The following is a 12,348-nucleotide window of genomic DNA, read 5'->3' on the forward strand; positions in this document are numbered from 1 at the left end:
AAGGAGTGAAAGCCTTTGATACCGACACCTGTCACTTTCCATTCTCAAGCTTTGAATCGGAGACTGACCTTTTATGTATTCCTTCCGCCGGGTTACGAGCAATCGGAGAAGCGCTACCCGGTCATCTATCTGCTGCATGGCAGATTTGACAGCGAAATCTCATGGCCCTACCGGGGGAATGCGTATGCAACGGCCGAGCGGATGATGGCGTCCGGGGAATTGACCGAATCGATCATCATCATGCCCAGTGACGGAGGTTTTTCCACGGGGACGTATTATTTGGATTGGCATGACGGCAGCGGGAATTTCGAGCAATATTTCATGAACGACCTCATCCCCTTCATCGACAGCCAGTATCGGACCCTTACGTCCAGAGAGAACAGAGTGATATGCGGCTTGTCCATGGGGGGCTTCGGATCCTTGCTGCTCGCACTTCGAAATCCTGGGCAGTTCGGCGCGGCCGGCAGCCTGTCCGGCGCACTCGGCATGTTTCCTTCCTCCGACCGGCTGGATTTGGCCCCAGATTGGGAGCCGGATCAGCTCGTCCGCATAGTCGGGCCGTTGGACGAAGAGTATGCCAGACATCATAATCTCTCCTTCCTTGCCGCCAGGGCGCTTCAGCAGGGACCGTACCCCGAAATTTATTTCGACTGCGGCACGGAAGATTTCCTGTATCAAGCCAATCTGTGGCTGAAGGATGAGTTAACCCGCTTAAATTATCCTTTTACATATCAGGAATTTAGCGGCAGCCATACTTGGGAATATTGGAGCGAGCATCTGGAGGATGTGTTGAAGTTTATGAATGCTTACCTGAGCCGCAGTCGTTAAAATAACCCCGGAATTTGCGGGATGCCCCTCTACGCGAGGAGCATCCCCAAAGACATGCAATTGTACATGTCTTTGGGGACAAATCCGGTAAATCCTAACAAAGACACACGAATCTGCAGGTCTTTCCGCCGCAAACCCTCGAAAATCGGGCAAATGCCCTAATTGACATGCACTTTTGCCTGTCTTTGGAACCCCACCTGCCCATCGGCAGTTCTTATGTAAAAGGAGAATACTGCTGCGCCCCCGCCTTTGACCGGACTGGAATATTGTTCTGCCCAGCTTCGTTTTCTCCGAATCACCAACTTCAAATTTACGCGAAAAAGCAGCCCTTCTTGTTCAGAAGAGCTGCTTCATAATCGCTAGCACATTATTTATAAGTGGTATTCCCTAATCTTATAATTTAATGACGTTAGCTGCTTGAGGACCACGGTTGCCTTCCGTAATATCAAATTCAACCTCTTGGCCTTCGTCCAAAGTTTTGAAACCTTCGCCTTGGATAGCAGAGAAGTGAACGAAAACGTCGTCGCCGTTCTCTACTTGAATGAAACCATAACCTTTTTCTGCGTTAAACCATTTTACTGTACCTTTCAAGTAAACAACCTCCTAAAATGTCGCCATTTATGGCGAATGTACCTTATTATAACACTGCTAAGAATTAATTTCAAGTCATGTAACGAATTATATGCACATAATTTATCGATCTTTTTTCGTCAGGCACAGGAGATGTTTCGAGCCCGGAATAAAGGCAAGACGGGATTCCATCATCCGTACCGAAGCCCCGCTGTCCTCCAGCTCTTGAATCAGAGTGTCCAGCCCCGGGTATTCCTTAAAGGATAGATCCAGGAGCGGATATATGCGAACCTCCCCTCCCGGCCGGCAAATACGAAGCAGCTCCCGGCAGGCTTCCAGGTGAAATTGTTCGTCCAATCCCTGCCCGTATAGAAACAGAAAATGACTGCACAGAACAAGCGAGAACCGTTCCTCCGCGAACGGCAGATTCGGCAGCGATGCCTCGGTATAAACCTGGCTCCCTTCTGTCCGGTAACTCTCGATAAATTGTGAGAACGAGGCCTCCCGCAGCTTGCGGTGATGTTCAGGGCTGCCATAATAGGACCAGTCGAAGCTGTCACGCAATGCGTCTAATTTCTCCGTTGAAACCTCTATTTCTTCATAGCCGGTTTTCTCCATATCGTCAGCATCCATCGCATAAGTCGGATCCGCCGCGAAAGCGTCGACTCCTTTCCTTCTGGCCATAGCCGTGAACGATGATGCTCCTGCCGCAACATCCAATACCGGCCCCCGGTGCAGACGCTCTTCTTCCAGCGAGAACATGCGGAGGTATTCATCCATAGACCGGCAGGTGACAGCGTACCCGGTCTGTTCGTAACCTCTCGGGCTGGGTACAGGCCCTCTTCCTTCCCTACTCATCTCAGCTCATCTCTCCTCATCTCATCAAACTATTGTCTTGCTTCACCCGTTACGCTCCCTGGCTTAAGCAGGCGGTGCATAGCGGTTATACGGATTGTATCACGCGTCTTCCTTCAATGACAATCCGTTATCCAGCACCAGGGTGAAAAAAAACGTCACCCCGCCTTCCTCGTTGCGCGCCCCGAATTCGCTGCCGTGAAGCTGAAGCAGGTGCTTGACAATGGACAAGCCGATTCCTGTGCCCCCCAAATCCCGGTTTCCGGACCGGTCGGAACGGTAAAAAGCATCCCATATATGAGGCAAATCCTCTTCCGGTATGCGGCTTCCTTCGTTGCTGACTTCTACCGTCACCTTGTCTTGCTCTACCGTCTCCAGCACCTTGACCTCCACCCGGCCTTGTATCGGCGCATGGCGGACCGCATTGCTCAATAAATTGATCAGCACCTGCTCCAGCCGGGAACGATCGGATAAAACCTGCCGTTCCTCGTCGTCCGTCCCGGCAACCTTCAGTCTTATTTGCTTATCATTAAGGAGCGGCGACATTTTATGCAGGACCGAGCGAATCGTTTCGGACAGCGGTACCTTGGCGGGATTCAGCCGGAAACGGCCGCTCTCCAGCTGTGACAAATCCAGCAAGTCACTGACCAGCCCCGCCATCCGGCTGCTCTCTTCCACAATAATATCCGCATATTTGTCCCGTTTCGTTCCTTGTCTTATATTATCCTTCAATGCCTCGGCGTAGCCTTGAATGAGACTGACCGGTGTTTTCAGCTCGTGAGATACGCTGGCCACGAATCTTTTGCGCATCCTCTCGAGCTGCTTTTCCTTCTCAATATCGGCCAACAGCTTGGCGTTCGCCTCCTGCAATTCATCCATCGTTCGCTTCAGGTTGGAGGACAGATAGTTCATGGTTTCCGCCAGCTGCCCTATTTCATCTTCGCGTTTAAATTGGACGGCTGCGGTGAAGTCCAGTTTGGCAAGCCGCTTCGCCACCCGGTTCAACTGAACAAGCGGCTTGGTGACGGTGCGGGAGAACAAAATGGCAAACAGAACAATCAGCACCAGCGCAATTAAATAAAAATAGGAGTTGAAGTTTCCCATGACCTTCACCGCATCGCCAACCGGCTGCAGAGTCGCCACCGTAAACAAATATGCCTCCCCGCCTGCGGGATGAACCATGTCCGGAAGCTTGGCCGAAGCTATCAATATATTTTCCCGCTGGCCGCCGACTCCCGAGTTGTTCATTTGCCTGATCAAGATTTCTCCATCGTCGAGCTCGTCAAAAAAGTCCTCTTCCTGCAGCCAATAGCTCAAAATACTAATTAAATTGCCGTAGCTTCCACCAATAGCCGGTGTCGCCGGTTGAGACGGCTGCGCGATAGAAAATGAGGAGCTAACTGGCTCCCTCCCTCCCGGGTGATCCAACTTCGTTAAAGGGGCTTCCTGCTCATGCGAATGGGTTAAGGTTTCGGCCGAAGTATGGATACGGATATCATAAGCCGGATTCGGTTTTCTAAGAGGCAGTGCCGGGACGGACGTCATCCCGACATACATATCTACTCTATCCTCTTGCTTGAACACAGTCGTTGTCAGACCGTAAAACTGCTGTTCAAACCGGCCCACCTCCTCCGGCTTGTCAAACAGGTCATAGCGGCCATCGGCATATCCCCTATAGATTTCTGAAAATTGACTTCTCAGTTCCTTCGTTTTCTGACTGATGTAGTAAGGTTCAAACAGAAACTTCTGTAATTGAATCCATGCCAGCACGATCAGCATCAATCCGATGAAGGTCACCCAGAACACCTTGTAGGACAATCGTTTATTGCTCATGCTCCAGCCCGTACAGAAATCATTATCTCGAACCATTCAAGGCAGCGGCAAGCTGGTTCCGCGCCACAAGTCCGACCTTATAAACGAGAGCGGCTGGAAAGTCACCCGGGTGCATGTCGGGAAAACGATACCGTCCAAAAAGGACAGGTGCTTGTCACCTATGACACTTCCCAGCTGGACGAGCAGCTGTTGAATGAAGAGGCTCAGCTGCAAAAAATGAATTTGAACCGAGAAGCGCTAAAGGAACAATTTGTCGCCGCCCAGCGGGAAACCGATGAGGATTCTGTGCGAAAGGCGAAGCGCGACCTGGAAAGCCAGCAGCTGGACATCGAGATGCAGCAGCGTAAAATCGAAGGCCTGCGCAAAGAGCGGTCCGATAAAGGAACGCTGAAAGCTCCATTCGACGGCAAAGTGACGGATATCTATGTGGAGGAAGGGCTGAACGCTTCTCAAGGTCAGGCGGCCCTGTCGCTTGCAAGAATGAACGAAGGCTTCGAATTTACATTTACGACCGATGAAGACGATGCGGACGCGCTTCAGCTGGAGGAAAAAGTGTCCGTCCGCATTGCCGGAGAGAATGCAAAGTCGCTGGAAGGAACGATCATCGATATTAAAGATGCGACCACCTCCGGGGGAGGGGGCCCGCCTGATAATAGGGGTTCCTTCGGTGGAGGCATGTCTTCAGGCGGTGACAACGGCGGCGGCGGCGGACCAAATGCGCAGAAGACGATCGTCATATCCGTCATAGACGATACTTTGACGGGAGAGGAGAAAGCAAGCGTTCGAATCGATAAGCCGATGGACGGGCAAGGGCTCGTCATTCCCAAGAAGCTTGTGTATAAGGACAGCAAAGGAAATTACGTCTTTGTCATCCGGGAAAAGAAAAGTCCGGTCGGAAATACGTTCCATGCGCAAAAAGCGTATGTGAACACTGGAAGTTCCACCGACGATGAAATCATCGTCCTGTCCGGTCTCTCGCCGAAGGACGAAATCATCTCCGAGACCAGCGAGCCGCTGCAGGAAGGCAATCGGGTGCGCATCAAATAGCGGTTGATCCACCCGGAATAATTTTATAAGGAGCGATAAACATGAAAAAACATTTAGCATGGATGATGATGGCAATTTTAGTATTATTGACGGCTTGTTCCGGCAACAGTCCCTCCTCTGCAGGGGAACATTCGTCGTCGGGAGATCAGAAAACGGTCGTCATAGCCGTGACCGGCAGCAACCGGTTCCTGGAAACGGCGGCGCAAAAATTCGAAGATCTCCACCCCGATATCCATATCGAGATAAAAGAATACCTGGCCATGCCGAAAACGGACGGGGGAACGACCAGCGCGATCTCCCAAGCGGATATGGAAAAGTATGTTCAGACCGTAACGACTCAGGCGCTGTCCGGAAAAGCCTCGGATTTGATCGATATGACGAACTTGCCCCAGGATAAATTCGTCTCCAAAAACGTTCTGGTCAATTTATACGATCTGATGGCCCAAGACTCTACTTTCGATAAAAGCCGGTACTATGAAAACATTTTAAAGTCTTCGCAAAACGGGGACGGTCTGTATGCCATGCCATTCTCGTTCTCGCCGCAGTTCGTAGCCGGAAAGAAATCAGTCTTGGAAAAGGCGGGCATCTCGATAGACGATAAAACCTGGACATGGGGCCAATTCAAGAACATTGCCAAGAAGCTGCAGGATCAGGTCGGACAGGATTACGTTGCATTTGTTAATTTGCTTCCTAATCAACTGCTCGCCGATTATATTGAAAAGAACTACTCCGATCTCGTTCAGGACGGCAAAGCCAATTTCGATTCAGAGCTGTTTAGAGGAATGATGAACGAAATCAAATCGATGTACGACGAAGGGATTCTTCAAGCCGAGTTTTCTTACGACTATGATAAAGCTTTGTTTTCCATGACCAGCCTGTACAATCCCGCTATGGATTTAATCAATGTGCTGAAAGAAGACACTCAATTATTTAACAGGCCTACGTCCAACGGCCAGTCCGGCGGAGGAGAGTATTCCTCTTACTTCACTTTGGGGCTGAACAGCAAATCGCAGGTGCAGCAGGAAGCATGGGAATTTCTGAAGTTTCTGCTTTCCGACGAGATGCAGTCCTCCCCGGAATTACCGTCGGGATATCCTATTCATAAGGGCATAGTGGATAAAAAATTTCACGAAGCTAAAGAAAAACTACTTCAAGGCGGGACGCTGGAGGTTTCCGGATTTCCAGTGGAAGTCCCTGACAATCTAGATATGTCCATGGTGGATGAACGAATCGCAACCATGAAACAGCAGTTGGAGAACGCAAGTAAGAAATTAACCAGCGACATGAAGGTGTTCTCCATTGCGATGGAGGAATTTGAAGCTTTCATGAACGGCCAAAAAACAGCGGAAGAAGTAAGCAAGCTGATTCAAAACCGGGTGACGACTTATTTAAATGAGTAGGCCTATAGAACTCTTCCTTTTTCGAATATCCGGTAATTTTATTCTGACCGTTCCTGTGAGACATCCGCCGCAAAATAAGCTACAATAATAAAGAGCGAAAAAATGAATGAAGCGAGGAAATAACCTTGAAAAACAATCGTGTGAAAAAGCATATGATTTACAAAAAAGACAACTGGAACATGATGTCCGTCGAAGTCAACGGCAAACAGCTCATTGTCCGTGAAATATCGGATCAATGGGGAGAGGAAAGCCACATTTTCCTAAGCCGCCCCGCTATGATGCAATGGGTCAGCGAGCGGTTTGCGGACGATCGTTTTGACGGTTCGGAGGAAGAACGTGAAGAAATAATTAGAGCCTTCCAGGAAGTATAAAACGCAAGAAGGCTAACAAAATTTGGCTTCTTTAACGGAGGATCATCCGACAAAAATAGGCTTGACAAAAATCGCTTTTCCATGCCATACTGAAATAGAAAAATATGTATCGTCCCAAAGGGGAGTAGCTAGTAATCAATAAAGTCGTCAATTCGGGATATTTGTCCCCGGCTTTATTGGCAACATTACGTTGTTAGCAAGACCTTTGCCGATTAGGTAAGGGTCTTTTATGTTTGCTTAAGACCTTTGCCGAGCTCGGTGAAGGTCTTTTTTATATAAATTTTCCTGTGTCCTTGTCCCGTCCGGGGGCACCCTATCCATGAACGTATTGTTCCGGAGCATTGCGTTCCTTAGGATAGGAAAATTTGCTAACGGCTCTGGCTCCGGCCATCGGGTTCCCTGCCTGATCCGATGGCCGGTATGATTCCAGAAAACTGACGGATAAATAGTGATGGGCAATGATTCTTCATGAGGTTATACTATTTAAGGAGTGGTACACTTGGACATATTCTCCGTCACTTTCCTCTTGGCACTTGTCAATATTATCATAATCGACCTGGTGCTGGCCGGGGACAACGCGATCGTCATTGGATTAGCCGCTCGCAACGTTCCCAAAGAAATGCAGAAGAAAGTCATTATCATTGGTACTATTGGTGCTGTCGTCATTCGTGCCGCAGCTACTCTGGCCGTCACTTGGCTGCTGAAGTTTCCGGGACTTCTGCTGGTTGGAGGCGTTCTTCTCGTCTGGATCGCCTATAAGCTGCTGGTCGATAACAAAAGTCATGAGATGCAGGCTAAACCGAGTGTTTGGGGAGCCATCTCCACCATTTTGATTGCCGACGTCCTGATGGGGCTGGATAACGTACTAGCGATCGCAGGAGCAGCGCATGGCAATTATGTGCTCGTCATTATCGGCCTTCTCATTAGCGTCCCGATAATGATTTGGGGCAGCACACTTTTCCTGAAATGGATGAGTCGTTTTCCATGGATCATTTATATCGGCTCCGGGGTTCTAGCCTTTACGGCAGCCAAAATGATTACCGATGAGCCTTTCGTTCATAATTTGCTGTTTGTATCCCCCATTGCCAAATGGGCTTTCGTAATTGTAGTCATCGTGGCTGTCCTGCTGCTTGGTTTGCGCAAAAACCGGATGCAGAGCACACCCAGCCCCGCAGGCCAATAAGGATAGGATTCAGCAGACAAAACAGGCCGCTATTCAACGCGAATAGCGGCCAAGCTTTTTTTCGCGCAATGAACCCTATTGCTCTCCATTCTATTCCTCCGCAGCCGAAAATGTTCCTTGCCGACGAAGTGTCTTTAGTTAGCCTTGTCGGGATCCCGACCGACTTCCTTTCTCAAGCCGATGTATGCGGAACGACCGTATCTGCGGTCATCACCTCAATTAGGACAGGCTGCGGATTCTTCTGCGCTTCAGTCAATGCCTCTCTCAGTCCATTCCTGTCCTCAACTCTTCGGCCATATCCTCCCAACGCCTTGGCTACCGCAGCGAAGTCGGGATTGCGAATAACGCTTCCCAGTGTATTCATCCCCTCTGCAAGCATCCTGTTTTTTTCCATCGCATAAGCTCCGTTATTAATGATCAAAACAGTTATAGGGAGCCCCTGCTCCACAGCGGTCTGAAATTCAAGCAGCGTCTGTACGGCGCCTCCGTCCCCGGCCACAGCTACCACCTGGCGCTCCGGGCAGCACAGCTTCGCAGCGATAGCAGCGGGTACGGCGAAGCCGAGCGTCCTCCATCGTCCGGAGATCAGAATCCGCTGCTCGCGCTTGGCTTGATATATACGGTTAAACCATAGAGTATGGTCTCCCGTGTCTACCGCAATGATTGCATCGGATTCCAGCCAATCGGACAACTCCGCCATGATCGCCTGAGGCGGGGTCGGGCTTCCTTCGAGTGCCGCTTCCCCCTCGATGCGAAGCCTCCAGGCTTCTCGAAGCTTGGCCGTCCGTTCCTTCCAGGAGGTCCGATCCGGCTGTTGTCCGAGACGCTCATTTATTTTCGGAAGAGCACTCGCCAGATCGGCCACGATTCCTTGAACGAGCGGATGCCCCTTGCCCATCTGGGACGGATCGATATCGATTTGGAGCACGGACGCTTGCTTAGGCACATAATCGTCCGGCCACCAAGTGGCCCCCAGCATCAGGACCAGGTCGCATTCGGCCAGAATAAGGCTGGAGCATTCGCTGCCTGCCTGACCCAAACCTCCGGCATAGAGCGGATGATCGTTCGGGACCAACGTTCTTGCCGGAAGGGAAGTAATTATCGGGGCACCCAGCTTCTCGGCCAATCGAATCAGCTCTTGGGAAGCGCTCTCTGCGCCACGTCCCGCATAGATGACGGGGTGCATCGCCGAATCCAGACGCCGGGCCGCATCCTCCCAAAGCTGCAGCGGGGTCTCTACCGCCTGATGGAGATGTGGAAAGTAGGGGACGACTTCTCCCCTTACTTTCTTACGAAATCCATCCTTCGGGATGGACAGATGTGTTACCTCGCCATGAAGCACGGCATGGACCAGCAGCCGCTGCAGCAATTGCGGCAGTGCGTCAGGATGCGCCAGCAGCTCGCTCTGACGGGCAATGGGCTGGATCAATAGCTGTTGGTTGATTTCCTGCTTCGTTCCCGTTCCGATTTGGTCGGAGGCGACCTGACCGGTTATCGCCAGGACGCCGGCCCGGTCCGCTGCGGCATCCGCGAGACCGTTGAGCAAGTTGGCGATTCCCGGGCCGCTTGTTGCCAGACATACACCGATTCGTCCGGTTAATTTGGCTTCGGCCGAAGCCATTAGGGCGGCCGCTCCCTCGTGCCGGCAAGCGATATAGGCGATTTCGTTCTTCCGGGCCAACTCATCCAGCAAATCGAAGGTCGTATCGCCAATGACTCCGTAAATTCGGCGTACCCCCCATGCGGACAACTGCTTTACAATATATTGTGCAACCGTCATAGATATCGGTTCGGCCTCTTCCGCCAGCACAGGTTTATTCGGTTTCTCTTTCGTTAATATATTCACAGGCTGTCTTCTCCTTAGTTTGTCGTTACGGGTATAGTTTGACCTCCCTCCCTGTCTCCCATTCGGTTTCGGGGGCGAGCAGGAATTCAATATGGATTTGGAGAACATTAATAGGCATACTATTTGTTTGAGGTGAATATTATTGCTTGATTCCGGAACCGTCATCACCTTCATTATCGTATCATTCTGCCTCGCAGGGGTCCTTATTTTTAAACGGGACTCGATTCCTGATCAGATGAAGCGGCCTCTTGCCATATGTGCGCTGCTTCTCGTCTGTTTTTCGTTTTTTCTCATCGTTTATCTATTTTTTACTGCCGGGTCCAATTGGAAATAGGAACCATTAGGGAGGATATTGTTTTATAATATGAGCAGTGCCGGTTCATACTAGAGGAAAATAATAGGGGGGATGTACCATGCGGGTAATTTCTGCTGTTACCGCCTTCTGTATGATCCTTGCGGTCACTGGCCTCCCGGCGGCTTCGGCACAGGAAACATTGAATTTGTTAAGGAGGGCTAATATGAATCAAGTAGTCAAGCGTTCGGAAGTCGCACAGGAACATACCTGGAAACTGGAAGACCTGTTTCCGGATCAGAAAGCTTGGGATAAGGAATATGACGAAGTCAAGAGATTGATTAAAGAAGCCGCACAATTTCAAGGCAAGCTGCACGATCCCGCTGAAATTAAACGCTGCTTCGAGCTGGAAGATCAGATTTCCCTACATACCGAAAGACTCTATGTTTACTCTAATATGAAGCATCATGAAGATATGGCGGATCCCACCTATCAGGCGCTGTCGGAGAAAGCCAGAAAATTAAGTGTCGAAGTGAACGAAGCTCTTTCTTTTATTACCCCGGAAATATTAGCGCTGTCCGAGGAAGAAATTAACGCTCTGATCCGTCATCCGGAGCTTGGCTTTTACAAGCGGACTCTGGAAGAGATGCTTCGTCAGAAGGCCCATATCCTGTCCAAATCGGAGGAAGCCTTATTGGCTCAGGTGGGAAGCATCTCCCGCGCTTCGGAAACGATCTTCGGGATGCTGAACAATGCGGATATGAAGTTCCCGACGATTAAGAATGAAGAAGGCCAGGACGTTGAGCTGACTCACGGCCGTTACATTCAATTTCTGGAGAGTAAAGACCGCAATGTCCGCAAGAGCGCTTTTGACGCCATGTATGCCACATACCGGAAGAACAAAAATACGCTCGGCGCGACTTTAAGCTCCAACATCGGGAAAAATGTCTTCTATGCCAAAGTACGAAAATACCCTTCCGTTCTGGAAGCGGCTCTCTTCGGTGATAATATTCCGAAGGAGGTATACACCAATCTGATCGACACCGTCCATGATTCTCTGCCTCTTCTTCACCGCTATATGAAGCTGCGCAAGGAGCTGCTTCAGGTCGATGAGCTGCATATGTATGATTTGTTCGCACCGCTCGTTGAAGAATTCAAGTGGGATATTTCTTATGAGGAAGCCAAGGAAATGGTGCTCGACAGTCTCAAGCCGTTGGGAGACAATTACTTGAATATCCTTCGGCAAGGATTCGAGGATCGCTGGATTGATGTTTACGAGAATGAAGGCAAGCGAAACGGCGCCTACAGTTGGGGAGCCTACGGAACCCACCCCTACGTCCTTTTAAACCATAAGGATAACTTGAACAGCATGTTTACGCTCGCTCATGAGATGGGTCATGCCATGCATTCGTATCTGTCCGATGAAAGCCAGGAATACCGCTACGCCCAATACCCGATTTTCCTGGCCGAAGTAGCTTCTACGTTGAATGAAGCTCTGCTTATGGACTATTTATTGAAGAAAACGACCGATACGAAAGCCAAAATGTACCTGCTCACGTATTACGCCGATCAATTCCGGACGACTCTTTTCCGCCAGACCATGTTCGCCGAGTTCGAGAAAATCATCCACGAGAAGACGGAGCAGGGAGAATCTCTTACTCATCAGGACTTCAGTCAAATCTATTATGATTTAAACAAAAAGTACCATGGCGATCACATGGTAGTTGACCAGGATATAGAGATGGAGTGGGCACGAATTCCACATTTTTACAATAGCTTCTACGTCTATAAGTACTCCACCGGCTTCTCTGCGGCGACCAGCTTTGCGAAGCAGATTCTGGATCAAGGGCAGCCGGCCGTAGAACGCTACCTGGGCTTCCTTCGCAGCGGCGGCAGCGATTATCCGATCTCGATTCTGCAGCGGGCCGGGGTAGATATGTCCACCCCTGAGCCAATCGAGCAAGCTATGAGCGTCTTTCGGAATATCATCGAGCAGATGGAGGAGCTTTCCAAGTAAACATCGGGATATGCTGTCAAGCGTCCGGTCCTTATCCGGGCGCTTGTTTTCTGATGTTCTTGTTTATTATGAATCGGAGGAGAGTGTCCGAGGAACTTTTTTTATA

The 12,348-nt window shown here is 50.1% G+C and carries 10 protein-coding genes; 6 read left to right on the forward strand and 4 right to left on the reverse strand.

The window, feature by feature from the left end:
• Positions 1-15 precede the first annotated feature (15 nt).
• Positions 16-828 (forward strand): alpha/beta hydrolase, encoded by an 813-nt coding sequence (locus ACTHRH_RS22725; RefSeq protein ID WP_144931935.1) that lies wholly within the window; start codon positions 16-18, stop codon positions 826-828.
• A gap of 393 nt (positions 829-1,221) precedes the next feature.
• Here the strand turns inward: ACTHRH_RS22725 and ACTHRH_RS22730 are convergent, their stop codons facing one another.
• The 3 genes from ACTHRH_RS22730 to ACTHRH_RS22740 all read right to left on the reverse strand — a co-directional run bounded on the left by ACTHRH_RS22730 (position 1,222) and on the right by ACTHRH_RS22740 (position 4,086).
• The gene (locus ACTHRH_RS22730; protein ID WP_144931937.1) at positions 1,222-1,419 is read right to left on the reverse strand and encodes a cold shock domain-containing protein; all 198 of its coding nucleotides are present in this window, start codon (positions 1,417-1,419) and stop codon (positions 1,222-1,224) included.
• Positions 1,420-1,521: 102 nt separating this feature from the next.
• On the reverse strand, positions 1,522-2,256 hold the full coding sequence (locus tag ACTHRH_RS22735; protein ID WP_144931939.1) for a class I SAM-dependent methyltransferase: 735 nt from the start codon (positions 2,254-2,256) through the stop codon (positions 1,522-1,524).
• A gap of 99 nt (positions 2,257-2,355) precedes the next feature.
• Positions 2,356-4,086, reverse strand: coding sequence for a sensor histidine kinase (locus tag ACTHRH_RS22740; protein ID WP_440417759.1), 1,731 nt, complete (start codon positions 4,084-4,086; stop codon positions 2,356-2,358).
• 147 nt (positions 4,087-4,233) lie between these two features.
• Here ACTHRH_RS22740 and ACTHRH_RS22745 point away from each other — a divergent pair, with 147 nt between their 5' ends.
• The 4 genes from ACTHRH_RS22745 to ACTHRH_RS22760 all read left to right on the forward strand — a co-directional run bounded on the left by ACTHRH_RS22745 (position 4,234) and on the right by ACTHRH_RS22760 (position 8,087).
• Positions 4,234-5,133, forward strand: coding sequence for an efflux RND transporter periplasmic adaptor subunit (locus tag ACTHRH_RS22745; protein ID WP_440417761.1), 900 nt, complete (start codon positions 4,234-4,236; stop codon positions 5,131-5,133).
• 41 nt (positions 5,134-5,174) lie between these two features.
• Positions 5,175-6,533, forward strand: coding sequence for an ABC transporter substrate-binding protein (locus ACTHRH_RS22750; protein ID WP_440417763.1), 1,359 nt, complete (start codon positions 5,175-5,177; stop codon positions 6,531-6,533).
• Positions 6,534-6,685: 152 nt separating this feature from the next.
• On the forward strand, positions 6,686-6,904 hold the full coding sequence (locus ACTHRH_RS22755) for a hypothetical protein (protein WP_144932238.1): 219 nt from the start codon (positions 6,686-6,688) through the stop codon (positions 6,902-6,904).
• Between the two features lie 499 nt (positions 6,905-7,403).
• A complete protein-coding gene (locus ACTHRH_RS22760) occupies positions 7,404-8,087 on the forward strand; it encodes a TerC family protein (RefSeq protein ID WP_379288539.1) in 684 nt (227 codons plus the stop codon).
• Positions 8,088-8,259: 172 nt separating this feature from the next.
• On the opposite strand, the gene ACTHRH_RS22765 is transcribed toward ACTHRH_RS22760, so the two are convergent.
• Complete coding sequence (locus ACTHRH_RS22765; RefSeq protein ID WP_440417765.1) at positions 8,260-9,933, reverse strand: thiamine pyrophosphate-binding protein; 1,674 nt, start codon at positions 9,931-9,933, stop codon at positions 8,260-8,262.
• A 518-nt stretch (positions 9,934-10,451) separates the two neighbouring features.
• Between ACTHRH_RS22765 and pepF the strand changes: the two genes are divergently transcribed.
• Positions 10,452-12,242 (forward strand): oligoendopeptidase F, encoded by a 1,791-nt coding sequence (gene pepF, locus ACTHRH_RS22770; protein WP_186328130.1) that lies wholly within the window; start codon positions 10,452-10,454, stop codon positions 12,240-12,242.
• The last annotated feature ends 106 nt before the right edge of the window (positions 12,243-12,348 follow it).

It is taken from the genome of Paenibacillus sp. SAFN-117, from assembly GCF_051966115.1.
Classification (GTDB): domain Bacteria; phylum Bacillota; class Bacilli; order Paenibacillales; family NBRC-103111; genus Paenibacillus_L; species Paenibacillus_L residui.